Raw genomic sequence first — 24,661 nt, 5'->3', positions numbered from 1 at the left:
GGGGGTCAGCCCACTTTCACGGTGTATGAGCTGCTGCTCAGCTTGCCCCGCCCGCGGAAGACCTCGGTCCCGGCCTCGACGCTGGTCAGATACGCGTTGTTGGCCAGCAGCCTGCGCTGGACGAGGGCGTCGGCCATGGCGGTGATGTCTGTGTTCGCTGAGGTGGTGTTGGCTACGCGGACGTAGGAGTAGACGTTCCAGCTGCTGACTACCCTGCCCGCCTGGTCCTTGTTGACGATCTTCCCGACGTACAGGTCCCAGGCCGTACCACCGACGGTGGCACGCTCCCGTTTCGTGCCCAACGGGCCTGCTCCGCCTTGGTGGTTGAGTCAGATCATCATCTCGTCGTGGGGCTGCGCCGGTCAGTTGGTGAAGTAGAGGTACTGCCAGGTGCCGTAGGTCGTGGTGTTCACGTTGTCGCCGGAGGCGGGATCGACGTAGGACGTGCGGACCCGGGCGCGGACGCCCGCGGTTCCGGGGTGGCCGAGGTTGACGATGCTCTTGCCGTTCGTGCCGAGGGCGAAGTACTCCGAGTCGGTCGTCTGCCACGTGCCGCTGGAGTGGACCTGGAGGTCCAGGCGTTCCTTGCGGCTCTTGTAGTACGTCATCGTGGTGGTCAGGATCGCGTCGGTGTTCTTGTGGTAGTAGCGGTAGCGGGTCGAGCCGATCGTGCCGGTGCGGTAGTACTTGGACAGCGAGCTGGCGGTCTTGACGTGTGCGTACGCGGTGGATTTGACGGTCCGCGGGCTGTAGCGGGGATCGCCCTTGAAGACGGCGCTCACCGCGGTGTCGCGGGACATGGTGACGGCCGCCGTCAGGTTGCCGTGCGCGTCCACCTTGCCGCTCTTGATCAGCTTGTTGGGCCTGTCCGGGCCGTAGGGGTCGGCCCAGATCTCCACCGTGCGGTTGGTGTAGGTGGTGCCGAGGTGGGCGGTGAAGACGACGTTCTTGCCGTAGTCGTACGTCTTCTTGTTGTTGGTGAGCGTCAGGGCCGGTGTGGCGCGGGAGACGGCGACGGTGTCCGAGGCGGACGCCGGGGTGTGCGCGGCGTCCCCGGGATACGTCACGGTGTAGCGGACCGTGCCGCCGGCCGGGGGCACGTCGGTGAACGAGAACGCGCCGCCGGCACTCAGCGCCGTGGTGCCCAGGGACTTGCCTGCGGGGGAGAGCAGGTCGGTGCGCACGATGTTCACCGGTGTCCCGGCGGGCGGTCTGAGACCGGCGCTGAGGGTGCCCTTGACGCTGAGGGTCTTGGCGCGCGGGGCGTTGACGGCGAGTGTGGTGACGTACGTGCGTGGTTGGTTCACCGTCTGGAACTGCATGGAGCCGGATGATCCGGTCAGCACGAACAGCTTGGTGCCGTCCGCGGACCAGGATGTGGAATGACCGCCCCAGGGCATCCAGTCGTACGACAGGTTGCGGACGCTGGCCGGGGCATCGGTGCCGCCGGGGAAGCCGTAGGTGTCGCCGGTGTTCTCGGTGTCCAGCGTGGTCGTCGCGATGGTGCCGTCCGGGGCGACCGTGACGGTCTCCGGCTCGTCCTTGACCGGGTACTCGTGCACCTCCGCGAGGTCGGAGAGCCGGTATTCGGTGACCGCCCGGGCCCCCTGCCCGACCACCACGATCGACTGGGCGCCCGGAGTGAGCGCGGCGTCCCCGTAGAAGCCGCCCTCGTCCTTCGTGACGCGGATGACGGGGGTGTCGGAGGAGACGTCGTAGACGACGATCGGCCCGGAGCTGATTCCGCCGTCCAGGGCGACCAGGGTGTCCGGGTTGGCCGGGTCGGCGTACAGCATCGGCGGGCTGGCGAAGTCGTGGCCGCCGGCGAGGTCGAGTGTCACGGTGGCCGGACTCGCGGTCAGGTCGACCTCGCCGAGCCCGGAATCCCACTGGTCGCCGTAGCCGAACCAGATCCGGCCCTGCGTGAGCGCGATGTGGCGCGGCGCCGTTCCGGCGCCGGTCGGGTACTCGGCGCTCTGCGTGAGCGTCGCCGTGTCGAAGGCGACGATCTTGTCGGTACCTGAGCGACCGCTGGGAGACGATCGCCCCGTACTGCGTGTCGATCACGTACCGCCTGGAGGCGGGCGCCACGGAGACCACCTGGGAGGCCGTCGTCTCCGGTAACCGCGTCCTGAGCAACGGCGTCGTCGACACGGACACCGCCAGCATCACCCTGCGCAGCACGAACCCCTTCGACGTGGACGCCACGCCCGCGTGGCTCACGGGACTGATCGAGCAGTAAACCCGAGTACCTGGTAGCCCCGCCAACCCCCTTCCACAGGGCGGGGGTTGAGCGTTCTGTCGCCCAACTCACCCCGAGACACGGAGACATGACCATGGAACTGACGTCGTCCATCGCGACCGGTGTGATCGGCCCACTGGGCATCCTGATCGGCGTCCGCGTGCAGGAACGGTCCACCGTGCACCGTGAGCGGCTCGCAAACTCCCGCCAACGACCTTCTGGCCAAAGGCGAGGTTCTCGCTGTCCTTGCTCAAGTCCCACCCTCTTCTGCGGTCTCCGGGGCGAGCCCTGTCCAGTTGGCTCGGTACTGATGGCACCGAGGTCCGCGGCTCCGGGCCTGGGGAAATACTGAATCCATACCATTGGCATACCGTTTTCGAAGCGGGCCCGCCCAGTATCGAGGATGTCAGCGAATCCCGTTTAAACGCCGGGCGGAGTTTCCGAACCCGCCAGGGCGTTTATCGGGCGTCGTCGTGGCGAAAAAATTCACCTTCGATCGGAAGTGGAGATCCCATGACTGAGCAAACCGGATTCACCGACGCGGATTTCGTGCTGTCGCTGCAGAGCCTCGACCTTGAGGACGACAGCCAGACCAGCGTCATCGTCGACAGTTGCAGCTCCTGCTACCTCTTGAGCTGCTGACAGCGACTTAGCGCTTGCGGTCCCGGACTGCATCGGACAAAGCTCCCTCGTCCCATCCGGGACCGCTCGCAGCGTCAGATCCTCGGGCCCACAGGCTCCGGACCACAACCACCAGCGCGAAAAGGGGCGGGCTGAAATGCAGCGGCCGTGGGAAACAATGCTGTCCTACATGAGTCACCATCCGCGGTGGTTCGAGAACTTCAGCCGGCGCATGCCGAGCAGCGAGCACATGCGCGAATACCGGGCGGCGCTGCCGGACGACTGGCACACCTGGCGTCGTGGCTACTGGATCATCGCCGAACCGCCGGGCGCGCCCGTAGTCGGCCAGGGCTGGAAGCTGCACGTCTCGTCGACCTCACGCAACAGCACCGAGACCTTACGGCGGGCATTGCCGGTCATGCGGGATGCAGGGGTGCGCTTTAAGTTCCTGATGGACCCCTCGGCAGTGGGTGAGGCCAACGGAAAGTCGTTCCCCCGCGCATCGAGTGGGAAGTTCATCACCGTCTACCCGGACGACGACACGCAGTTCCGCGCCATCGCGGCAGCGCTGACTCAGGCCTTGGCGGGGCTGGACGGACCCTATGTCCTCACCGACCGGCGCTGTCCGGGATCGCGGGTGGTGTCCTACCGCTACGGCGGGTTCGTCAGCCGCTTCGAGCTCAAGCCCCTGGGCCTGCGGGATCTGATGATCCAGGCCCCCGACGGCTCGCTGGTCCCGGATGTGCGCACCCCCTACTGGCTCGTCCCGGACTGGGCGCAGGATCCGTACGCGGGTGCGGACCGGGGAACAGAAACGGACAAGGACGGAGCCGCGGGTGGGGGCGCGGGCAAGGGGTTGCTGGGCGGCCGGTTCAAGGTAGGGAGTGCGCTGGCGTTCAGCAACCGCGGTGGCATCTACCGCGGCGTGGACACCGAGACCGGCGCGGACGTGGTACTGCGCGAGGCCCGGCCGTATGTCGAGGTGGGCCCCAGAGGCATCGACGCGGTGGACCTGCTGCGCCATGAGTACCAGCTACTGACCGAACTGGCCGACACCGGTCTGTTCGTGCGCCCCATCGCGTTCTTCGAGCAGTGGGAGCACGCGTTCATCGCCGAGGACTACATCGACGGCAGCCATCTGGGCCACCTGAGCATCGCCCACAACCCCCTGTACGGCTTGGACCTGACCCCGGCCCGGCTGGCCGACTACTACGACCGGTTCCGTCTGCTGTGGGTGCAGACGGCGGACGCGATCGCGGCCTGCCATGAGCGCGGCATCGTACTGGGCGACCTGTCGATGACCAACATCATGGTCACCGCGGACGACCGGATCCGCGTCATCGATCTGGAATCCGCCTTCCACGAGGGGACCGACGGCGGCGCGGGGCTCAGCACCCCGGGTGCGGTAACCCGGCGGGCGATGGCCGCCGGGCGCGGCGACCGGCGCACCGACTACTACGCGCTGGGCGGGCTGCTGCTGTGCTGCGTCCTGGCCTGCCACTCGAACGACCTGGTCGACCACGACATCCCGCTGCGGCTCCTCGACGAGGTAGCAGCCGATCTGGCTCTGCCGGGAGAACTGGTCGCACTGATCCGGGACCTGTACGACGAGAACGCGCCGCTGCCCGACCCGGTTGTGCTGCGCCGGCGTCTCACCGACCTGCCCTTCACCACCGCCTGGCAGCAGCCCCCGCCGCTGGCACACCCGGTGACACCCGAACCGGAGTCCGCGGCCGACCTGAGACGGCGGATCGAGACCACGCTGGACGGCGTGGTGAAGTTTCTGCACGGTACTGCCGATCTGCAGCGGGAGGACCGGCTCTTCCCAGCGGACCCGCTGGTCTTCGAGACCAACCCGCTGTTCGTCGCGCACGGTGCCTACGGCTGCCTCTACGCACTCCACACCGTGGGTGGCGAGGTGCCGGACACCTTCCTCGCCTGGGCGCTGCGCAAGCCGACAGGTCATGAGGCGCTGCCACCGGGCCTTTACTACGGTTCAGCAGGTGTCGCCTGGGTGCTGTCGGCGATGGGCCATCGCGAGGTGGCGGCCCGGGTGCTGCGCGACGCCGCGGGGCATCGGCTGCTGTACGCCGAGCCGGGCGTGCTGACCGGGGCGGCCGGGCATGGCATGGCCTGCCTTCGGCTGTGGCGCGACACCGGCCGCACGGAGTTCCTGGACCGCGCCCGCGAGATCGGCGAGCACTTCGCGCGGAGCGCGCGGCATGAGGACGTGCGGGCCCACTGGACCGGCTCCGGCAAGCACGTCCCCGTCGGCTACGGAGAGGGCGCGTCCGGCGTGGCCATGTTCCTGCTGGCCCTGCACGCGGCCACCGGTGACGTGCATGTGCTGGAACTGGGCCGCGCGGGGCTGGAGTTCGATCTGGCCTGCGGCGAGTACTCACCCACAGGACGGCTGTCCTTCCCGGCCGTCGCACGCACCGACGACAAACCGTCCCCGGTACTGCGCCAGTACTGGGACGAGGGCACCGCGGGCATCTTGACCACCCTGCTGCGTTACCACTACGTGACCGGGGACGGAAGCCTGCGTAAGCACATCGATGAACTACTGCCGGACGTGCGGCGCAAGTACACGACGTTTCCCCAGCTGTTCCACGGGATCAGCGGTATCGGCAACACCCTGTTGGACGCCTACGAGTTCCTGGGCGACCCGGAGTTCCTGGGCGACGCGCAGCGGGCAGCCGAGGCAGTGCTGTGCTGTGCGGTGCGGCGGCCGGAGGGTGTGGTGTTCCCCGGCGAACAGTCGGTACGGGAGTGCTGCGACCTGGCGAGCGGCTCGGCCGGTGTCGCGCTCTTCCTGGACCGGTTCCGCAGGGCGCGCCCCGGGGCGCGCACCAACACGAACTTCCTGCTGGACGACCTGCTGAAGGAGCCACCGACGGCTTCCGGGAGCCGTGGATGACCGCCACCGTCCCCCCGATCACAGCCGCCGCGCCACGGCTCAGCCGTAACCGGGACTTCCAACTGCTTTGGATCGGCCAGGCGTTGTCGGACTTCGGCTCCTCGATGACGTACATCGTGCTGCCGCTGGTGCTGCTTGCGGCGGGCAACTCCACCACGGTCGCCGCGACCGTCGGCACGGTCTCGCTGGCCGTCGGGCTGGTGGCACGGCTGCCGGCCGGCTACCTGAGCGACCGCTGCGACCAGCGTGCGCTGATGCTCGGGTCCGACCTGGCCCGGCTGGTCGCCGTCGGGTCGCTGGCGGTGTACGTGCTCCTACGGCCTGTGCCGATCGCGCTGGCTCTGGTGACGGTGGTCGTGTCGGTCGTGGCACTGGAAGTGTTCCGCCCGGCCCAGAGCAAGGTGATCCGACGGATCGTGCCGACCGAGCAGTTGGGTGCGGCGCTGTCGTTGAACCAGGCGCGGGCGTACGGCGCAGACATCGCCGCGCCGGCGGCGGCCGGGCTGCTGCTGGCGCTCGAACCCTCCGTACCGCTCGCGGTGGACGCGCTGACCTTCGGCGTCTCCGCGCTGTGCGTGGCCGTGGCGGTCCGCGCGCCGCGCCGTGGCCGTGGCCCCGACGGGGCGCCAGGCGGCAGGGACGCGGAAGCAGCGGGTGCGCAGCCGGTCGCTGAGCGGTTCCTGACGAGGTTCACCGCAGGGTGGCGGTACCTGGCGAGAGACCGGTTCATGCGCTGGTGCGTGCTGTACGGCGCCGGGCTGAACCTGGCTTTCTCCGCCCTCACGTTCGCCCTGATCCTCGGCGTGGGCAGCAGGCCCGACGGCGCGGTCGCGGTGGGAACGGCCATGAGCGCGGCAGCGGTGGCCGGACTGGCCGGCTCCCTGCTCACCCCGTACGTCCAGCGACACGTTTCCCTGAAAGTGACCCTTGTCGCGGGTCCCGCCACCGGGGCCGTGCTGCTGGCCGTCGCCTGGACCAGCGGGAGCACCATCGCGTTCGTCGCCGGGTTCTGCGCCCTGTGCCTGCTCATCCCGGTGATTTCGGCGACGTTCGGCACGATCATGGCGGTCGCCGTGCCGGAGGAGATCTACGGCCGGGTCATCACCACGAGCGGCTTGCTCGCTCAGATCGTCCAGCCCTGTGGGCCGCTGGCTGCCGGGCTGCTGCTGGCCCGGCTGTCACTGGGGACGACTGCCGCCGCCTTCGCGATGGCGTTCGCCCTGCTTGCAGCCGTCCCCGTCGCTTTGCCCAAGCCGCCGCAGACAAGCACACCAGCACCGGCCAGGAGTCCCTCGTGATCACTCCACAGATGCCCGTTGGCGCCGGTAGCGCCCGTCCCGCCGTCTTGCAGTCCGTGCTCGAACTGGGTGCAACGGACAGGCGGATGCCTGCCGAACAGGCAATCCGGGAGGTGGTTGGCGTCGCACAGACCGCTGAGGAATGCGGGTTCCACCGCTTCTGGGTCGCCGAACACCACGCCTCGCTCGACGCCGTCAGCAGTGCACCAGCGGTACTCATCGCGCACGTCGCCGCCTGCACCGAGCGCATCCGGGTGGGTGCAGGCGGGGTAATGCTGCCCAACTATGCTCCCTACGCTGTGGCCGAGCAGTTCGCCACGCTGGGCGCACTGCACCCCGGCCGAATCGACCTGGGCGTAGGCCGCTCCTCGGGCGGCACCGGGGCCCATAGCAAGTTACTTGAGGCGGCGCTCAGGCGTGACCCCAGGGCGGCGCTCGAATTCCCCGCCCTGATCGACGAGTTGATGGGCTTCCTGGACGCGCCCACCCGTGCGCAGACGCCGATCGAGCCGGACCGCCCGACCCTGCACCTGTCTCCACGGGTCGCCTCGCCGGCTCCGGTGTATGTCCTGGGGACCAGCGAGAACGGCGCCCGAACGGCGGCCGAGCGGTCGCTGCCGTTCGTCTACGGGCTCCACCTGGGCCAGTCCAAGTGCCGCCCGGCGGCGGTGGAGCGCTACCGTGCGACCTTCGACCCCGGCCCGCGAGATGCCCTGCCCTACGTCATCGCCTCGCTGAACGTACTGTGCGCGGGGAGTGACGACGAGGCCGAGCAACTGGCTCTGCACACCGCGTGCAACGCCGTGCGGCGCCGCACCTGGACCGCTCTGGGAGAGTCCCCGGACAAGGCCCGGGAGGAGTTCCTCACCCGCAAGGTCCTGGAGGACCAGCAGGTGGTCCACGGCGGCCGGTCCACGGTGATGGAGGGCATCGAGCGGGTCGCGAAAACTCTGGACGTCGACGAGATCATGCTCGTCCCCTTCGACCTCACCGGCACCGGGCGCGGTCGGACACTGCGCATGCTCACGGGACGTCAAGCGCCGACCCTGGCCGTAGCGGCGGCGACCTGATCCGCCCAGTTCGGACCGGACTCATGCCGGCATCGAGCGATACTGAGTTTCGAGTACCGGGCTGGGGCCCGGACCGAACTCAGCTGCCGGGAATTGCCGGTACTCCTCGTATACGGCGAACGCCTCGGTCTGCCGCCCCAGTGTCCCTGCCCCTGGTCGCCCAGGACCGCGACGGACAGGTCGTCGGGACACTGCTTGGCGTCCCGTCCGGCACAGTCGGCGGCACGGTCGCCCAGCTGCCGGGCTACCAGCAGCACGCACTGCTGTCGATGCTGAAGCGGTGCGTGCAGGTGTACTGGCAGCTGGACTACATGCTGCTGTTCGGCGAGTTCGCCACCGAGCGCGACCTCGGGCCGTACTACAGGCGCCAGGGCTTCACGGTGATGCGGCCGGGGGAGACCATCGACGTCGGCACTCTGCTCACCGCGGTGCCGGTCCAGCTCGGTGCGGGGTCGGGCGAGACATTCTTCTACCGGTGGCGCGGCAACGTCCGCTGAGGTGGCCGGCCGGTCAGCTGCGGAGCAGGTCCGGGCGGGCGTCGGCGAGCGTGAAGACCCGCTGGAGTCCGTCTACGAGGACCGGCGTGATGCGGTAGCGGCGTGCGCGGTCGTCGCGCTCCAGCAGCATGGACGGACTGTCAGGGCCGATCCGCCTACGAACTGCCCGGATGCTGGTCAGGGTCCCACCGATCGCCTTCGGCGGGATCGGTGTGTCCGGGTGGCCGGCGAAGTAGTGCTGTATCTCGTCGTAGGTGGCGGTGCCGCCCAGGTCGGCGATACGGCGCAGCACGGCCCGGGCCACGGGCGGAGCAGAAGGTCTTCACCGGCCCGCGCCGAAATCTGCGAAGGCTCAGGTGAAATTCCTCCTCACGCGGGCGAAGGGGTCGACCAAAGCCTTGGCGGACCGCCTGGGCGTCTCGCGCCGCACAGGGGGGCGCTACCGGGTTGGATGTCAACACGGCGGTCGATAGCGCGGATCATTGGGTCGGAGGAGATGCTCGATGAGGACGGTGCATGACATCTGCCGTGGGTTGGCTCTGGACGCTGCCCACGTGTCCGCGTCAGCCGCTGCGTCGGCGGGCGCGCAATGCGTTCCAGTGCCGTAGCCGTTCGCTGATCTGGGCTTCGTAGCCGTTGCGGGTGGGCTGGTAGTACGTCTCGTTGTCCATGTCTTCGGGGAAGTAGTCGTCTCCGGAAAAGCCCTCGGTGGTGTCCGGGTCGTATTGGTAGTCCTTGCCGTAGCCGAGGTCCTTCATCAGCCGGGTCGGGGCGTTGAGGATGTGGGCGGGCGGCATGAGTGAGCCGGTGCGGCGGGCGGATCGGTGTGCGGCGTTGAAGCCGCGGTGGACGGCGATGGACTTGGGGGCGGTGGCGAGGTAGACGACGGCCTGGGCGATCGCCAACTCGCCCTCGGGGGAGCCGAGTCGCTCGTACACGTCCCAGGCGGCGAGGGCCTGCTGGACGGCGTGCGGGTCGGCCATGCCGATGTCCTCGTTCGCGAAGCGGACCAGGCGGCGGGCTACGAACAGCGGGTCCTCGCCGCCGTCGAGCATGCGGGCGAGCCAGTACAGGGCCGCGTCCGGGTCGGAGCCGCGCATCGACTTGTGCAGCGCGGAGATCAGGTTGTAGTGGCCCTCCTGTGCCTTGTCGTACAGCGGGGCCCGCTGCTGGATGTGCTGGGCGAGCCCGGCGGTGTCCAGGGTGGTTCCGGTGTCCGGGAGGGCCTGGAGCTGTTCGGCCATGTTGAGGAGGTAGCGGCCGTCGCCGTCCGCCATGGCGAGCAGGGCGCGGCGGGCGTCGTCGTCCAGGGGCAGATGGTGGCCGGTGAGCTGCTCGGCGCGGTCGAGGAGCGTGGACAGTGCGGCTTCGTCGAGGCGTTTGAGGACGAGGACCTGGGTGCGGGAGAGGAGGGCGCCGTTGAGTTCGAAGCTCGGGTTCTCCGTGGTGGCGCCGATCAGGGTGACGGTGCCGTCCTCGACGTAGGGAAGGAAGCTGTCCTGCTGGGCACGGTTGAAGCGGTGGATCTCGTCGACGAACAGCAGGGTGCCCTGGCCGATGCCCCGCCGGCTGCGTGCGGCGGCGAACACTTTCCGCAGCTCGGCCACGCCGGAGAAGGTGGCCGACACCGGTTCGAAGGCCAGGTTGCTGCCGTCGGCGAGGAGCCGGGCGATGGTGGTCTTCCCGACGCCGGGCGGGCCCCACAGGATGGCGGAGCTGAGGCGCTGTTGGGCGACCATGCGGCCCAGTGGAGCCTCCGGGGCAAGGAGGTGGTGCTGCCCGACGACCTCTTCCAGGCGGGTGGGGCGCAGACGGTCGGCGAGGGGCCGGGTGGGCTCCTCGCCGAAGAGCGGCAGGGTCGCTTCGGTCGGTTCCATCGGTCTCTCGGGTGGTGGGAGGCGGGCGTCTGCGGATGTGACGAGCCTTGCACGGGACACTGACAGGCGTCGGCTCAGCCGCTCGCGGGGAAGCTCGCGGCGCTCATCGGGCACCGGGGCGGTCGCGTCGCGGCAGCCGCTTGGTGACCAGGTCGTAGGAGTCCTCGACCACGTCGGTGATCAGCCCCTCGGTGATGCCGGGACCAGGACCGAGGGAGATCCAGTGGCGTTTGTCGAGGTAGCGGCCCGGTGTGATCGAGGCCTGGCCGCGTACGTGAGCGCGGGCGTGTTCGGGCTCGCACTTGACCGTGATGATCTGATCGTCCGGGTCGTCGGTGACGATCAGGAACACCTTGCCCGCGACCTTGTACACGTCGAGTCCGGGCGTGAAGGGGTATCCGTGGCTGACGTCGGGGAGGCTCAGTGCCGCCTGGCGGGCGGTGTCCTGGAGCCGGTCGCCGGCCGCGCTCATCGGGCCGCCCGCCTTCCGCTGCCGTAGGTGTGCGGGTCGACGGGCTGCTCCGCCTTGGGCAGGTGAGCGACGACGAGCCGGTAGGACTCGGTGACGAGCTCCCCGACGAGCTCCTTGTCGACGCCTGCCCCGCCCTCCAGGGTGATCCAGTGCTTCTTGTTCATGTGGTAGCCGGGGGTGATGTGGCTGTACTGCTCCCGCAGGGCGTCGGCCTCGCCGGGGTCCGCCTTCAGGATCACGACGGGACGCCCCGGGACCTCGGTCATCAGCATGAACACCCTGCCGCGCACCTTGAAGACCTCCCAGTCCGGGCCGAAGGGATGCTCCAGCTGGGCTCCGGGGAGTTCCTCCGCGCAGTCGGCGGCGGTCTTGTGCAGGTCCGTTCCGTTCATGGGGCGGTGCCTTCCTCAAGCGGGTGGTCGCGGCGGCACGTCCCATCCTTCCGTCGAAGCCGACTGGAAGGGCGGTAGGCTGCGGACACGTGATGGTCGACAAGCGACACCCCGGGCCGAGCGGGCAGGCCGGACCGGCTGCGGTTCCGCTGTACGGTTTCCAGCCCCCGGTCGGTACTCCGTACGGCCTTGAGGTGCATACCGTCGAGGAATTCTTCGCCCAGCACAATGACTGGCCGTGGAACCCGCCCCGTCCGGGCCGTGCCACCTTCCACTACCTCATCGCCGTCACCGAGGGCGAGTTGCGGCACGACGTCGACTACATCACGCGGACCGTCGCTCCCGGCCAGTGGCTGTGGGTGCGTCCCGGGCACGCGCAGTGCTGGCATCCGCCCGGCGCGGCCCGCGGCCCGTTCATCCTGTTCGAACCCGACGTGCTGCGGCCCGACCTCGCCCGTCTCCTGGCCCCGCTCACCGCGCACGAGGCCCCTGCGGTGCTCAGCCCGCACCCCGACGACACCGCCTGGCTCCAGCAGACGGCACTCCAGCTCCTGGACGAACACCGCGCACTGGGGCGCCGCCCCCTCGACCTCCACCACGCCCTGCGGCGCAGCCTGCTCGAATCGCTGCTGCTGCGCCTGGCCAACTCCCCGGGCATCGCCCCCATCGGCACGGCCACGGCCGGCACCGGCCGCGCCGACCGGTACGGGCGTTTCCTGGACGCCTTGGAGCTGCACTTCCGCGAACTGCACCACGCCGCGGACTACGCCGAGCTGCTCGGCTGCTCGGTCCGCACCCTCAGCCGTGCCGCCCGGGACGCCACCGGCAAGGGGGTACGTGAACTCATCGACGAGCGGCGCCTCCTGGAAGCCCGGCGCCTGCTGGGAGGCGCCCGGTGGGACGCCCGGACCGTGGCCGTCCACCTCGGCTTCACCGACCCCGCGAACTTCGGCCGCTTCTTCCGCGACCGCACCGGCCTCACCCCGGCCGCCTTCGCCGCCGGCGAAGCGAGGTCCGACGCTTGACGGAAACGCGGCGGACGCCCCTTGCCCGTCAGGAGGCAATGGCTGTCTTCGCGGTCTGTGCGTTGTCGCACCGCTCACCTGGCGAGAGCCCGCCGGATGAACTCCTCGCGGGTCGCGCTGGAGGCACGCGACACAGCCGCATGACCCACCGACATGTCGAACCCGTGGAAGGCTCCGCCCCACATGTGGAAATCGACGCTCACGCCCGCCTCCGACAAGCGGCCGGCGTAGATCAGGATCTCGTCGCGGAACCCCTCCGCCGAGCCGGTGTCGATGTAGGTGCGCGGCAGCCGGCTGAGGTTCTCGGCGCGGGCCGGCGCGGCGTACTGCGACACGTCCGGCCCGCCGCGCCGCCCGCCCAGTACGGAGGTCCACGCGTACAGGTTGCTGTAGCGGTCCCATACGCCTTCGCGGTCCACCATGCGACTGCTGTGCGTCTCGAAGCGGTCGTCGAGCATGGGGCAGATCAGAACCTGGTGGCTGAGCGCGGGAAAGGCGCGGTCACGGGCGAGCAGCGCGGTCCCCGCCGCGAGGCCGCCGCCGCCACTGACTCCGGCGATCAGGAGCCGCTCCGGGTCGATACCGAGCTCGTCCGCGTTCTTCGCCATCCACACCAGCCCCGCGTAGCAGTCCTCGACCGGCGCGGGATCGGGGTGGTCCGGCGCCAGCCGGTATTCGACCGACACGACGACCGCACTCCCCTCGATCACATGGGGAAGGAGATGACTCACGTGGTCCCGGCGGCCCCCCATGATCATCCCGCCGCCGTGGAGGCTGAGGATGCCTCCCTTGGGGCCCCGGTCCTCGACGGGGCTGAGAATCAGCACAGTGATGTCCGGCTCGCCTTCCGGCCCCGGTACCTGGCGCTCCTCCACCCGCACTCTGCCGCCCGCCGTCAGAGCCTCCGAATCCAGCCCGGGGGAACCCTGGGCGATCTGCCGTCGAATTTCTGGCAGGGTCTCGTCCGACAGGGCCGGAAAGACGGCCCCCCGCGCCTCCTCGACGGGCGCGAGTTCCGGGTCCAACGGAGGCCGGGTGGTCACGGCGCCAAAGTCGTCTGCTGGTGCCTGGTCTGCCATCTGTTCTCTCCTTCGGAAACGACAGGGTGCGGCGACACTCACCACCGGGCTGGGGCACTCACCGCGCACGATGTGCTGATCGAGGCGATCGAGCCGACGTGTGCGATGGCCTTGTCGCTTCCCATGATCAGTTCTCAGTCGTCCAGGACGACGACGTGCTTGCCCGGCGTGGTACCGGATTCGAGGTCGGCCTGGGCGTCCCGGACCTGCTCCAGGCCGTGGTAGACCTTCGCGACCGGGACCTTGAGGCGTCCCTCCGCGATGGCCTGAAGTTGATGGGCGAAGACGTCGGCCGGGAGATCGGCGGCCTCGCCCGCATAGCTGGTCAGCCGCACCCCGCTGGGGATCATGAACGGGGTGAAGCCGGGGATGGCCCACGCGCCGCCCAGGGCACCGGTGAAGCAGACGGTGCCGTGCACGCGCACGCATCCGAAGGTGTCCGGCAGGGCCGTGCAGCCCACCAGTTCCAGCGCGGCGTCCACGCCCTGCGGTGCGAGGCCCTGAACCTTCTCGGCGATGTGTCCGTCGTCCACGATCGGATGGTCGACGCCCATGGCCCGCAGTTCGTCGGCACGCCCGGCGTGACGCGTGGTGGAGATGACGGTGGCGCCGATGTCCTTGGCCATCGCCGCCGCGCTCAGCCCGACCGTGGAGGTACCGCCGCGGATCAGCAGCGTCTGTCCGGCCTTGAGGTCCAGGCCGCGGGTCAGGGATCCGTAGGCGGTCTGGAACATCTCGGGCAGGGCGCCGACCACGTCCCACGGCAGGGTGGTCTCGAACGGGATGACCTGCGCCGCGGGGACGGTGACGTACTGGGCGTACGCGCCGTCGTACGAGCGGCCCATGTTGCCCATCATGGTCGCCACCTGCCGGCCCGGGCGCAGTCCGCTGTCCTCGTCGGCGTCATCGACCAGGCCGACGCCCTCGATCCCGGGCACCCGCGGGTAGGTGACCTCCGCGTCCGACTCGCCCTTGCGGGTGGTGACTTCGGACTCGTTGACGCCGAACGCCTTCACCCTGATCCGCACCCAGCCGGGCCTGCGTACCGGCACCGGCACATCTTTGATCTGAAGTGCGTCCAGGCCGCCGGGCCGGGTGACGACGACGGCCCGCATCGTCGCCGGTGCGGCGCCGCCGGCTGCTGTTCGTTGGCTCATACCGAGTTCCTCACTCTGTTTCGCCCCCTTGGTGCGCTATTGCGGATGGCGTCCCGCCAGCCGTCAGGGACGGTCGATGCCCTCCCACAGGCCGAGGGCCTGCTGGTAGTGGGCGGTGGCCTCGAAGGGCGGGTTTCCGACGCTTCCCGAGGTGGGTTTGTCCGTGACGGCGGGCCACAGACGGGACTGCTCGCCGGTGGCGAAGTCGAGGACGATGTCGCGGATCCGCGTGTCCCGCTCGGCCTGCTCGGCGCTGCGGCCCGGCTGTTCCTGGCCGACCAGGGCGTACATCTCGCTGCCGTGCACAGCAGGCGCGCCCTCGGCGGGCCCGATCACCAGGAGATGGGCGTTGCCGCCCGCGGCGGCGTGCGCCAGGGCGCCGCGGACGGCCGGGAGCGCGAAGAGGTAGTCCGCCATGACCGCGGCGCGGACCTCGGCCGGGGTACGGCCGCCTTGGTCGTGGGCGTCGACGATCTTCTTCGCGCGGGAGCGGGAAATACGCCACCCCGCGACCTCGTCGACGACGCGGTCGAGGGTGTGCGGGTCGAAACGGTCCAGGTCGTTCGCCACCCACCAACCCATGTCGTCACTCGCCATGCTCAGCAGCACGTCGACATCGCGGTGCGCGCCCGAGGCGAGGACATCCATCGGATGGGCGTGCACCACCGCGCCCGGCTGCCCGATGTCCAGGACGACACCGGTGGCCTTGTTGTCCACCCCGCCGCGTACTCCGAGGTCCGTCGGGGCGACCTTGCGCAGGGCGTCCCTCAGGGAGACCGCGTCGAGGTCGAGCAGCTTCTCCGGGTTGTCCGCCACGCCGAGATCGGTGACGAACCGGTGCGCGAGCTCCTCGGCCCACCAGGCCGGGACGCTACGAGCGGGCCCGCCGGAGAACCCGGCCAGCCGCCGGTACAGGCCGTCGGCCGAGGAGGCCCCGAGCAGACCGAAGGTGGAGTAGGCGCCGGCACTGTGGCCGTAGACCGTGACCTGGTCGGGGTCGCCGCCGAAGTGGGTGATGTTCCGCTTGACCCAGGTCAGCGCGGCGATGACGTCCTGCAGGAAAAGGTTGCTGGCCTCGGCGAGTCGCCCGCCGTACTGCGAGAGCGAAAGCGCCCCCAGTGCGCCGAGCCGGTAGTTGACCGACACGCTCACCACGCGCCCCGACGCGGCGAGACCGGCGGCGTTCGAGGTGATCTGCGTGTTCGCGCCGTACTCGAATCCGCCGCCGTGGATGTACACGGTCACCGGGAGCGCCTTGTCGGCGGGCTGCTCAGGGGCCCACACGTTCAGGTTCAGGCAGTCCTCGCCCATCCCACTGTCCGCTTCGAGCCAGTCGCCGCTGTCGGGCTGGACGGAGACGACGCCCTTGCGGTCATAGCGGAGGCCCGGATCGAAGTCCGCGACCACGGGGCGGCGGTACCGCTCGGCGGTGGCGTACGGCATTCCCCACCAGGACCGCACCCCTGGTGCAGTCGGGGCCTTGGGAGCGGTGGCGGTCATGGTGTGTCCTTCCGGCGCGGTTCGGATGCTTCGCTCGGTGTGTCGGCGGCTGGTCCTGGTGACGTCGCCCATCGTTCCGTGGGATCCGACAAATCGCCCGGCGAGCAGCGGTCACCTGATGGTCACCAGGTGACACTTCGCCGCTCCTCTGCTTCGCCACCCGATGCGGGCTCGGTGGCGACGTCGTCCAAGCCGGCCGTAACCTGCGTACGCGGGCTGAGAACCTGACCGACACGCAGTCCAACAGCGGACGCCGTCGACGCTCGCGCCGACCATCCCTGCACGACACCTCGACGTACGGCACGGCCCCGTCCGCCCCAGCCGGTACGGCCATCCAACATGCCCAGCGTGCTCACCCCGCACGACCAGGTTCACTGTCAAAAAAGCCGAAACGGCCGGGTTCGTTGTCAAACACCTCGATTGGATAACAAAGGGCATCGGTTCGGTCGGCTGTGCGGCCACGGATCTTGACCGGTTGCCACTGAAGGTTGACCAACGCCGGTTTGTGACACCGAAGTTTGATCACCGCAGCTGACATAGGCTGACTCAACTATCAGCCGGAGGAGCGTCACACCATGGAACCGACCGTCGACCGGCCAGCGCCGCAGGTAACCGTCACGGACATTCGTACCCTTTTGGACTCTTCCGCTGAGCTCCCTGTTCTGTACATCAACTACGGTCCCGGCGACGGGGGCACCGAAGCGGAGTTGGACGTCTGGGCGGCAGGCCTGGTCCACCAGCCCGACGTAGTCCTCACCCGCGCGACCGCGCTGGACCAGCTCGGCGAGGAACCCAACAGCGAGACCATCGCGGCGTTCCTGCCGAAGGTTCAGACAGCCGTGGACCGGATGATCTCGGTCCGAGGCCTGTGAAGCAGATCTGCTGCTCAGTGGACCGTCCCATCGTTCAGATCACCAACGGTCAGGTTGTACCGGGTATCCCGGCCTGAACAGTCCGGCCGACCTGATGTCATCTGTGTCATCGCGCGGCCGGATCCGGCCATCGCCCCAGAACCAGGGTCCCTGGGCCCGTGTTTTCTCTGGTGGACACGGAACGCGCCGGGAGCTGGGTCCACCCGGGTCACTGGGTCCGACACCCTCGTACGAGCTGGTTCGTCAGGAGTGGTCCCCCGGGCCGGCGGCGGCCGATACCCGTGGGAGCAGACGCCAGTTCTGCACTCTGGCTCGGAACCACAGCATGATCGACTCGCTCAGGCGTGAGGCGACATCCTCGGCGGCCGGGACCACCACGTAGGTGCCCGGTCGAGGCTGTTCGCGTTGCGCTCCAGCATGCCGTCGGTCAGCATCACCAGCCGGTCGCCCGGCTGCAGGTCCAGTGACTGGACCCGGTAGGTGTGAGGGTCGTGGAAGCCGAACGGCATGTCGATCTTCGGAGTGATCTCCTGGACTTCGCCGTTCCGCATGCGCAGTGGCCAGGGGTGGCCGGCGTTGATGAACTCGGTTGTGCCGTCGATCAGGCTGATGCGGAGAAGCTGACCGGTGACGTAGCTCTGACGGCCATGCTCACGCATGGCCTGGTCGGCCTGGCGGGCCTGTTCGGCGAGGTCGGCACCGGCCTGCCGGGCCCGGCGCAGGGCGCCCACCAGGAGGGTGGCCAGCAGCGCGGCGTCGACATCGTGGCCCATGGCGGGTGACGGAGATCCGTACGGTGTCCCGGTCGATGACGCAGTCGAAGCACTGCTTCCCGATCTCGCGCTTGAGACCGGCCCTCTGGCGCGGGGCGTTGCGTTTTTCGTCGTAGACCTGGTTCAGTCGGTCGATGGCGGCTGTCTGGTTTGCGTACCCCGTCTCCTCTCGCTGGCGGCCTGTTGCGTCGCGATAGCGAATGGCGTACGGGTGGAGGCACCGGTTCTGACGGGTGCACTCGCAGTTCTTGAAGAGACGGCCCATCCCGCGGACGAGTTGGGTCGCCAACGTACTGATCTCCTGACTCATGCTGGGAGTTTGCTGACCAGCGGCGCCCCAGCATCACTCTGACCTGCGGCCGGACCAAACCGCGAGACGTTGATAGGTGTCGTCGCGCAGTAGATGGCCTGTACGTTCCTTGGCCGGGACGACCGGAACGGTGGCTGTTTCGAGTTGGGCGGATCCGCTTTGGACACGACCCGTCCAGTCAGTTCGCCGGTGCATGACCATGGATGGGAACTCGTCGCAGGACTTGCTGATGGCCCCTCGGTGGCGGACGTACTGAGGCGCCCTACTCCTTCCGAGAAGCCGGAGTCGCTTGCGGGTGTGGGGTCGTCCGTTCGGCTCGCCCTGGCCCGCCGGTCGCTCGGAGAGGTGCTGCGCGAGTCCGCCGAGGTCCGGTGACGGCTGTGGCAGCGCCTTCTCGGGCGAAGGAGCCGCAGAACGTCAGTAGGGCCTGGTTCGCCCTGGCCGACTGCTCCAAGTAACCGTAGTGACCGCGGTCCGGTATGAGTGTCGCGACGGACGGTGGTCGAAGTTGATGGCACGGAAGTCGGCGCGGAGTAGGGCGGGCATCTGGTGGCGGTGCTCAAGTGGTTGAGACCGAAGGCTGGGGGAGCCGCGTTGTTGTCTCGACGGCCTCCCCCTGTCCGGAGCCTGGGAGATCGGCAACGGTAGGTGCTTCTACGACATCCAGGCCGGAGTCAGGCATGACTTCATCGACAGCTGCAGCCCTTTGTTCCCTTTTCCCGTTACGTGGCTTGTCCGCTTGTTGTCCGGCAGCTTGATGAGGGGGCGGTCGAGACCCCGCAACCTGTTCCTCTGTGAGGATTCAACTTGCGAAGAGCGCGCGGAACGCACGAGATGCTTCGTACGGCCGGCTCGGGTCCCCTACCTCTGCGTGCGAGATGTGCGGTGTGTAAGCCCTCCGCCGAGGGGCGATGGCACTCGCTCGACGACCAGGAAGGCGGTATGCGAATGGACGAAATCGCCGATGGTGTTTCGACGTCGCTCAGCCGGCAGGAACGGCGGGTGCTGGCGCATATGGCCAACGGGCTGACGTACTACGCGATTGCGAAACGCATGCAGATCAGTCGGCACACCGTCGACACCTACTTCCGACGAATTCGCGCCAAGACCGGTGCACGCAGCCGCATGCAATTACTCATGTATGCCTTGCGTCTGGACGCTGACACCGAATGGGCGGCGGAAGGACCCGGTCCTCAGCCGGGACGGGCGACGGACGACAGTCGCGAGAGTGCGTCACGCGCGGAGCCATCGACCCTGCCGCCGCCCAGCTCGACGTTCCTCCCATTGGGTCTCTTTCGTCCTGAATAGTGGCATGTCAGTAGTATGTGGATGGCTTGGACGCTGCGGTTGATGCGGCGGGTGGAGGTGCGTGCTCTGCGCATGGTGCGCCAGGACTTGAGCCGGGCGAAGGCGCGTTCGCCGGGGGCTCGGAGTTGGGCGTGGTCGCGGTTGAACTGCTGGTAGTGCTCGGGCTGTTCGCTGTGGTGGTAGACGGGGTGCGGAATGTGGCACCGGTCCCCTGATAGGCGCCGTCCGCCAGCACGAGGATCTGCCGGGTCAGGCAGGGCTGGACGATGCCGTGGGCGCGGGTCGAGGTCAGGTCATGTGTGCGGCCGGGTGTCGCGCGGGAGAACCACAGCGGTGTGCCGTCAGGGCGGGCGATGACTCGGCGTACAGCCTGACTCGTCTGCCGCTCTTTATTTTCGCAGGTCAGAGACTATGTATAATTACTAAACAAAACCTTGGGGTCGAATCTGGGTCGAAATCGGGTTCGCGTATTGTCGTTCCCGTCCCGCTGTCCATGCGGCAGATCTGGTTATTCCGGGCATTGAAGGTTCTCCGGCATCGGTCTGCAGCGGACATCCAGGCGGCGGACAAATTCACAAGTACATGTACGAGGTGTCTCCCGTGCCGGCCTGCTCTGGCTGACCCCGACCACCGGTGGCGCGTCCTCCAGCGAGCCGTGCACGGGCAGGGCGTCCCGGTCCTCGCCGACCGTGCCTACATGGGCGCCGGCCCATGGGTGACGACAGCCCGCAGACGCCCGCCCGGCCGAGACCTCACACCCACCCGACAGACCGTCAACAGTGTGCTGTCGGCGGCACGGGCACCGGTCGAGCGCGGCATTGCACGGCTGAAGTCGTGGCGCATCTTCCGCAGATCCCGGTGCAGCCCGAATCGAATGACGTCAATCGCCGCCGTCCTCACCTTGGAGCGTCAACGCTGAAAACGCTCAGTCAAAGCCCGTCCCACATCGAGGGCAGGCACTGCGAACCATGACATCTGGCGGTGCTGCTGCGGGGTAGTGCCGACCTGGGTAGATGTCACCGCACTGCAAGCGGCAGTCGATCTCCGCCCGACGCGCCACCAGTTGGCAGGGAAGACGGCGCAGGGACCCGGTGGAGCTTGGCCAGCAGACCGATGAGCAGCATTTTCCTCATCAATGGCTACCAGCCCAACCAGGGCTATCTACCGGCGAGATGGAGCAGGGTCAACGTGATACCCGACACTCTTGACCTTGATGATCGATCAACACATGATCCTCACAGCTAGTTGTAAGAAAAGGTTAAGAAAACGGGTGGGGTGTGCTTTCACAACAACAGCGCCATGGCTGGCGTCAGGCGGTGCGGAATGGGGCGATAGCCGTCTTGCTCCTGGCGTGTGCGGTTCCGGTGGCCGGGGTGACTCCGGCGCTCGCCGATGACAAGGCGGGTTCGGCAGCGGTTGACAGGACTCCGGAGTCGCAGGCGAGTTCCCTCGCTGCCAAGACCGGCGACCGGGTCACCGTGGACGCGGCGACCACCGAGTCGTCCCAGGTGTTCGCCAACCCGGACGGCACCTTCACCCAGGAGATGAACGCGGCCCCGGTCCGCGCCCGCAGGGACGACGGAACCTGGGCCCCCATCGACACCACCCTCGTACGCGAAGCCGACGGCTCTGCACGGGCGGCGAACACCACAGCCGGTCTCACCTTCTCGGGGGGCGGCAGCGGCGACGGGCTGGTCACGCTGAAGGACGAGGGGCACGCGCTGCGGCTTGGCTGGCCCACCGGGCTCCCCGAGCCCCGGATCGACGGCGCCACCGCCACCTATGCCAGCGTTCTCCCGGACGTGGATCTGAAGTTGACGGCGCTGGACTCCGGTTACACCTCGGTGCTCGTGGTCAAGACCGCGGAGGCGGCAAAGAACCCGGCGCTCGCGACGATCAGGATGACGGTGTCGGGCAGTGGCCTGGACATCGCGCCGACGGCGGACGGCGGGTTCGTTGCGCGCGACAACGATGGCACCCCGGTCTTCGAGAGCCCGGCGGGGCGGATGTGGGACTCGGCCGGTGACACTCCGGCCACCGACGTCACCACTCAGCTCTCCCGCGTGGCCACTTCGGCAGAAGCCGAAACCCTGGACCCGGAGCCGACGGACGGGACGCCGCTGCCTGCTGCCGGCGGCGAGCCGGCTCCTTCGGAGGGACCGGGCAGCGGTGACACGGCGGCCGAACTCCCGCTCAAGGTCGTCGGTTCCACCCTGGAGATCACGCCCGATCCGGCGCTGCTCCACGGCAAGGACACTGTCTTCCCTCTCTACATCGACCCGCCGACCAAGGGCATCGCGCTGGGTGACTGGACGGCGCTGGCCTCCAACGGCACCAAGTACTGGGAGTTCGACGGGGACAAGGGGGTGGGCCGCTGCTCGAACTACGTCGGCTATCTCTGCTCCAACACCCCGTACACCCAGCGCATGTACTTCGAGTACCCGCTCTCGTCGATCCACGGCAAGAAGGTTCTCGACGCGACGATGGAGGCCTACCAGCTCTGGACGTTCAGCTGCGACCCGCACTGGTACGACCTGAGCCATGTCACCAAGGGCATCTCCTCCAGCACCACGTGGTCGACCCGCCCCACAGCGGACGACCTGATGGGCGACCGGAACGTGGCCTACGGGCGGGGCAGCCTGTGCAGTCCGTCGCAGCCGGCGAACTGGGTGCGCTTCAGCGACAACGTGGCCGACGAACCCAACGAGAACCTGACGACCACGCTGGCCTCCGCTGCCGCCAACAAGGATCCACAGATCACCTTCTCGCTGACCGCGCACGACGAGTCGGACGCCGGCGCGTGGGCGCGGTTCCGCAACGACGCGAAGCTGTCGGTGACCTACGTGTCCTACCCGGGCAAGCCGACCTCCTACGGCGTGCAGCAGGGCACCACCGGGCGTGCCTGCAACGCATCTTCGCTGCCCTTCGCCACCAGCGTCACCACGCCGAAGATGCTGGCGACCGTGCAGTCGGCGGACGGCTCCAACTCCCAGCTGCGGGCCCTGTTCGAGGTGTGGAAGGCCGACGGCTCCAGCCGTGCCTGGTACGCGGCCTCGCCGGACGGCGCCTGGGTAGCGGACAACGCGTCGCGCAACGCGTCTTCCAGTGCGCTGCCGCCGCAGGCGGACTACCGGATGCGGGTCAAGACGCAGGCGTACTACAAGACGGACCGGGGCGTCACGGGTGTCCTGGACTCGTCCTGGTCGTCCTGGTGCTACTTCCGGGTCGACACCGATTGGCCGCCGCCTCCGGTGGTGACCAGCGCGGACGGCGCCTACCCGTCGGCCGAGACCGATCCGGCTTCAGGTGGGGTGGGCACACCGGGCAAGTTCACTTTCACCCCCGGCGACACCAACCCCACCACGGCCGGAATCCAGTCGGACGTCGTCAGCTACAAGTGGAAGCTGAACAGCGGCGCGGTCTCTGCTCCGATCCCCGTCGCTAAGGGCACGGCCACCACCCAGACGATCACGCCGAACCAGGCCGGTGAGAACACCATCCAGGTCTGGGGCTTCGACGCGGCAAGCCACAGCTCGAACACTGGCTACTACAGCTTCCAGGTGAAGGGCGCTGAACAGCCCTCCGGAATCTGGCATGTGGACAACGGCCTCACCGACTCCACCACCGCCACCCAGCACCCCCTGACCTCCTCGGGAACCACCTGGGACACCCTGGCCCGCAGCGGTCCCGGCGCGGCGAAGCTGAACGGCACGACCGCCTACCTCTCCACCTCCGGTGCGGTGCTGGACACCACCAAGTCCTTCACCGTGTCGGCCTGGGCTCGTCTGACGAAGAAGGACGTCAACTACACCGTCCTGTCCCAGGCTGGCACGAACGCCTCCGGGTTCCAGCTGTACTACTCCACGGCCTACAACGCCTGGGTCTTCAACCGGCACCAGACCGACGTCGCCACTCCGGTGCTCACCCGCTCGATCGGAAGCAAACCGCCGGTCCTGAACGCCTGGACCCATCTCGCCGGTGTCTACGACGCGGCGGCGCAGACGATCCAGCTCTACGTCAACGGCGTCCCGCAGGGCGAGCCGACACCGTTCCCCGTGACCCCTTGGAAGGCGTCCGGCGGACTACAGGTCGGCCGCCTGGTGGCTTCAGGGACCGGCAAGGAGAACTTCGCCGGCACCATCGACGAGGTCAAGGTCTGGTCCCGCGCGCTCGCGGACACCGAACTCGCCCATGACGCCTGGCTGGAGGACGAAGATCTGAGCGACGGCACCGCCGGCGACCCGGTCCCCGCGCTCGTAGCCAAGTGGGACGCCACGGACATGGCCAACGCGACCGGCACCACGGTGAAGGACACCAGCGGCTTCGGCCGCAACCTCACCCTCAACGGCGCCGCGCTCACCCAGTTCACCACCGGCGACCCGGACATCGGCGAGGAGGTGACGACCACGCAGGCGATGACCCTCAACGGCACCAGCGCGTACGCCACCGCCACCGGACCGGTCGTGGACGACGCCGGTTCGTTCACCGCAACCGCCTGGGTGACGCTGGACCCCGCCAAGCTCGCCGACACCAGCAAGTCGTACGCGGTGCAGGTGTTCGGCCAGTCGGGAACGAGCCAGTCCGCCTGGGGCGTCTGGTACGAGCAGCCGGCCGGCAGCACCCAGGGACGGTGGACGTTTGGCCGCCCCGACAAGGACGGCACCGGAGCGGCCTGGACCAAGAGCGAGTCCACCGCTTTCACCACAGCCCAGCTGGGTGTCCCGGTCATGCTGACGGTCGTCTACGACGCTCAGTCGGCAGCCGATCCCGATGACACCTCCAAGCTCGGCGCGCTCAAGCTCTACGTCGACAGCGCCCTGATGGGCGACGAGGACGGCGTGCCGTACTCCGCCCCCTGGCAGGGTGGCGGCGCGTTCGAGATCGGCCGGGCGAAGATCAACGGCGCCGCCGCGCGCTTCTTCCCCGGAAGCATCGACAGCGTCCGTGTCTGGGCCGGAGCCACCTCCACCGACGCCATCGCCAACCGGCGCAACACCGAGCAGCACTAGGAGCAAGGTGGGACAGGGCGGGCCAGTTGCCCGCCCTGTCCCACCCTGTTTTCTTCCGCTCTTTCTTCGTTCCGCCCTCAACGCTGCGCATGTCTGCGCGGACACGTCATCGAGATCCGGCGTCTCGGGCACCGACACCGCCGCCCGAGCGCCTCCTGCCCATTTCCCTTTCCGAAAACGGGACATCGCCGTGCCTTCAACACCCTTTCGCACACGCTTGCCAGGGGCGGTCATACGCC

General features: G+C 68.6%; 18 protein-coding genes and 4 pseudogenes. 11 read left to right on the top strand and 11 right to left on the bottom strand.

Annotation, left to right across the window (positions count from 1 at the left end):
- Positions 1–5 precede the first annotated feature (5 nt).
- Positions 6–311 (bottom strand): annotated as a pseudogene (locus OG226_RS02060) (GH12 family glycosyl hydrolase domain-containing protein); the annotation flags it as partial.
- 51 nt (positions 312–362) lie between these two features.
- The gene (locus OG226_RS02055; protein ID WP_329347550.1) at positions 363–1,841 is read right to left on the bottom strand and encodes an Ig-like domain repeat protein; all 1,479 of its coding nucleotides are present in this window, start codon (positions 1,839–1,841) and stop codon (positions 363–365) included.
- Between the two features lie 215 nt (positions 1,842–2,056).
- Here OG226_RS02055 and OG226_RS02050 point away from each other — a divergent pair, with 215 nt between their 5' ends.
- The 6 genes from OG226_RS02050 (at position 2,057) to OG226_RS02025 (ending at position 8,648) form a co-directional block, all read left to right on the top strand.
- Positions 2,057–2,242 carry a hypothetical protein gene (locus OG226_RS02050; protein ID WP_329347549.1) on the top strand — a complete coding sequence of 62 codons (186 nt, stop codon included), beginning with the start codon at positions 2,057–2,059 and terminating at the stop codon, positions 2,240–2,242.
- 513 nt (positions 2,243–2,755) lie between these two features.
- Entirely contained in the window at positions 2,756–2,884 is a 129-nt protein-coding gene (locus OG226_RS02045; protein WP_329347548.1) for a hypothetical protein, read from the top strand.
- A 169-nt stretch (positions 2,885–3,053) separates the two neighbouring features.
- On the top strand, positions 3,054–5,783 hold the full coding sequence (gene lanKC / locus OG226_RS02040; protein ID WP_329347547.1) for a class III lanthionine synthetase LanKC: 2,730 nt from the start codon (positions 3,054–3,056) through the stop codon (positions 5,781–5,783).
- A complete protein-coding gene (locus OG226_RS02035; RefSeq protein WP_329347546.1) occupies positions 5,780–7,081 on the top strand; it encodes an MFS transporter in 1,302 nt (433 codons plus the stop codon). The genes lanKC and OG226_RS02035 overlap by 4 nt, the downstream gene beginning before the upstream one ends.
- Before the next feature lie 11 nt (positions 7,082–7,092).
- Positions 7,093–8,151, top strand: a complete 1,059-nt coding sequence (locus OG226_RS02030; protein WP_329353296.1) for an MsnO8 family LLM class oxidoreductase — start codon at positions 7,093–7,095, stop codon at positions 8,149–8,151.
- A gap of 140 nt (positions 8,152–8,291) precedes the next feature.
- On the top strand, positions 8,292–8,648 hold the full coding sequence (locus OG226_RS02025) for a hypothetical protein (RefSeq protein ID WP_329347545.1): 357 nt from the start codon (positions 8,292–8,294) through the stop codon (positions 8,646–8,648).
- A gap of 13 nt (positions 8,649–8,661) precedes the next feature.
- On the opposite strand, the gene OG226_RS02020 is transcribed toward OG226_RS02025, so the two are convergent.
- The 4 genes from OG226_RS02020 to OG226_RS02000 all read right to left on the bottom strand — a co-directional run bounded on the left by OG226_RS02020 (position 8,662) and on the right by OG226_RS02000 (position 11,389).
- Positions 8,662–8,952 carry a hypothetical protein gene (locus tag OG226_RS02020; RefSeq protein WP_329347544.1) on the bottom strand — a complete coding sequence of 97 codons (291 nt, stop codon included), beginning with the start codon at positions 8,950–8,952 and terminating at the stop codon, positions 8,662–8,664.
- A gap of 259 nt (positions 8,953–9,211) precedes the next feature.
- A complete protein-coding gene (locus OG226_RS02010) occupies positions 9,212–10,525 on the bottom strand; it encodes a replication-associated recombination protein A (RefSeq protein ID WP_329347543.1) in 1,314 nt (437 codons plus the stop codon).
- Positions 10,526–10,628: 103 nt separating this feature from the next.
- The gene (locus OG226_RS02005; protein WP_329347542.1) at positions 10,629–10,997 is read right to left on the bottom strand and encodes an MmcQ/YjbR family DNA-binding protein; all 369 of its coding nucleotides are present in this window, start codon (positions 10,995–10,997) and stop codon (positions 10,629–10,631) included.
- Positions 10,994–11,389, bottom strand: coding sequence for an MmcQ/YjbR family DNA-binding protein (locus OG226_RS02000; protein ID WP_329347541.1), 396 nt, complete (start codon positions 11,387–11,389; stop codon positions 10,994–10,996). Before OG226_RS02000 ends, OG226_RS02005 begins: the two co-directional genes overlap by 4 nt.
- A gap of 89 nt (positions 11,390–11,478) precedes the next feature.
- On the opposite strand from OG226_RS02000, the gene OG226_RS01995 reads away from it, so the two are divergent.
- Entirely contained in the window at positions 11,479–12,414 is a 936-nt protein-coding gene (locus OG226_RS01995; RefSeq protein ID WP_329347540.1) for a helix-turn-helix domain-containing protein, read from the top strand.
- 74 nt (positions 12,415–12,488) lie between these two features.
- Here OG226_RS01995 and OG226_RS01990 read toward each other — a convergent pair whose 3' ends face one another.
- The 3 genes from OG226_RS01990 to OG226_RS01980 all read right to left on the bottom strand — a co-directional run bounded on the left by OG226_RS01990 (position 12,489) and on the right by OG226_RS01980 (position 16,150).
- On the bottom strand, positions 12,489–13,493 hold the full coding sequence (locus tag OG226_RS01990) for an alpha/beta hydrolase (RefSeq protein ID WP_329347539.1): 1,005 nt from the start codon (positions 13,491–13,493) through the stop codon (positions 12,489–12,491).
- A gap of 134 nt (positions 13,494–13,627) precedes the next feature.
- Positions 13,628–14,650, bottom strand: coding sequence for an alcohol dehydrogenase catalytic domain-containing protein (locus tag OG226_RS01985; protein ID WP_329347538.1), 1,023 nt, complete (start codon positions 14,648–14,650; stop codon positions 13,628–13,630).
- Positions 14,651–14,713: 63 nt separating this feature from the next.
- Positions 14,714–16,150 (bottom strand): carboxylesterase family protein, encoded by a 1,437-nt coding sequence (locus OG226_RS01980; protein WP_329347537.1) that lies wholly within the window; start codon positions 16,148–16,150, stop codon positions 14,714–14,716.
- Positions 16,151–16,785: 635 nt separating this feature from the next.
- Between OG226_RS01980 and OG226_RS01975 the strand changes: the two genes are divergently transcribed.
- Positions 16,786–17,022, top strand: a complete 237-nt coding sequence (locus OG226_RS01975; RefSeq protein ID WP_329347536.1) for a hypothetical protein — start codon at positions 16,786–16,788, stop codon at positions 17,020–17,022.
- Between the two features lie 389 nt (positions 17,023–17,411).
- Here OG226_RS01975 and OG226_RS01970 read toward each other — a convergent pair.
- Positions 17,412–17,859, bottom strand: a pseudogene (locus tag OG226_RS01970) (PP2C family protein-serine/threonine phosphatase); the annotation flags it as partial.
- A 1,080-nt stretch (positions 17,860–18,939) separates the two neighbouring features.
- Here OG226_RS01970 and OG226_RS01965 point away from each other — a divergent pair.
- Positions 18,940–19,413: a response regulator transcription factor gene (locus tag OG226_RS01965; RefSeq protein ID WP_329347535.1), complete on the top strand. Its 474-nt coding sequence runs from the start codon at positions 18,940–18,942 to the stop codon at positions 19,411–19,413.
- Here the strand turns inward: OG226_RS01965 and OG226_RS01960 are convergent.
- Positions 19,404–19,774, bottom strand: a pseudogene (locus tag OG226_RS01960) (transposase family protein); the annotation flags it as partial. The gene OG226_RS01965 and the pseudogene OG226_RS01960 overlap by 10 nt on opposite strands.
- Before the next feature lie 246 nt (positions 19,775–20,020).
- Between OG226_RS01960 and OG226_RS01955 the strand changes: the two are divergent.
- Positions 20,021–20,332: pseudogene (locus OG226_RS01955) on the top strand (transposase family protein); the annotation flags it as partial.
- A gap of 454 nt (positions 20,333–20,786) precedes the next feature.
- Complete coding sequence (locus OG226_RS01950; RefSeq protein ID WP_329347534.1) at positions 20,787–24,422, top strand: LamG domain-containing protein; 3,636 nt, start codon at positions 20,787–20,789, stop codon at positions 24,420–24,422.
- Positions 24,423–24,661: the final 239 nt, after the last annotated feature.

The organism is Streptomyces sp. NBC_01261, from assembly GCF_036226385.1.
Taxonomy (GTDB): Bacteria; Actinomycetota; Actinomycetes; order Streptomycetales; family Streptomycetaceae; genus Streptomyces.
The sequence above is the reverse complement of the archived record's forward strand: the minus strand, read 5'-3'. Positions and strand labels throughout refer to the sequence as shown.

Bases quoted from the DNA above. Each gene is read 5' to 3' on its own strand.
- OG226_RS02045 (WP_329347548.1), top strand. From the start codon at position 2,756: ATGACTGAGCAAACCGGATTCACCGACGCGGATTTCGTGCTGTCGCTG.
- lanKC (WP_329347547.1), top strand. From the start codon at position 3,054: ATGAGTCACCATCCGCGGTGGTTCGAGAACTTCAGCCGGCGCATGCCG.
- OG226_RS02035 (WP_329347546.1), top strand. From the start codon at position 5,780: ATGACCGCCACCGTCCCCCCGATCACAGCCGCCGCGCCACGGCTCAGC.
- OG226_RS02030 (WP_329353296.1), top strand. From the start codon at position 7,093: ATGCCCGTTGGCGCCGGTAGCGCCCGTCCCGCCGTCTTGCAGTCCGTG.
- OG226_RS02010 (WP_329347543.1), bottom strand. From the start codon at position 10,525: ATGGAACCGACCGAAGCGACCCTGCCGCTCTTCGGCGAGGAGCCCACC.
- OG226_RS02005 (WP_329347542.1), bottom strand. From the start codon at position 10,997: ATGAGCGCGGCCGGCGACCGGCTCCAGGACACCGCCCGCCAGGCGGCA.
- OG226_RS02000 (WP_329347541.1), bottom strand. From the start codon at position 11,389: ATGAACGGAACGGACCTGCACAAGACCGCCGCCGACTGCGCGGAGGAA.
- OG226_RS01990 (WP_329347539.1), bottom strand. From the start codon at position 13,493: ATGGCAGACCAGGCACCAGCAGACGACTTTGGCGCCGTGACCACCCGG.
- OG226_RS01985 (WP_329347538.1), bottom strand. From the start codon at position 14,650: ATGAGCCAACGAACAGCAGCCGGCGGCGCCGCACCGGCGACGATGCGG.
- OG226_RS01980 (WP_329347537.1), bottom strand. From the start codon at position 16,150: ATGACCGCCACCGCTCCCAAGGCCCCGACTGCACCAGGGGTGCGGTCC.
- OG226_RS01965 (WP_329347535.1), top strand. From the start codon at position 18,940: ATGCTTCGTACGGCCGGCTCGGGTCCCCTACCTCTGCGTGCGAGATGT.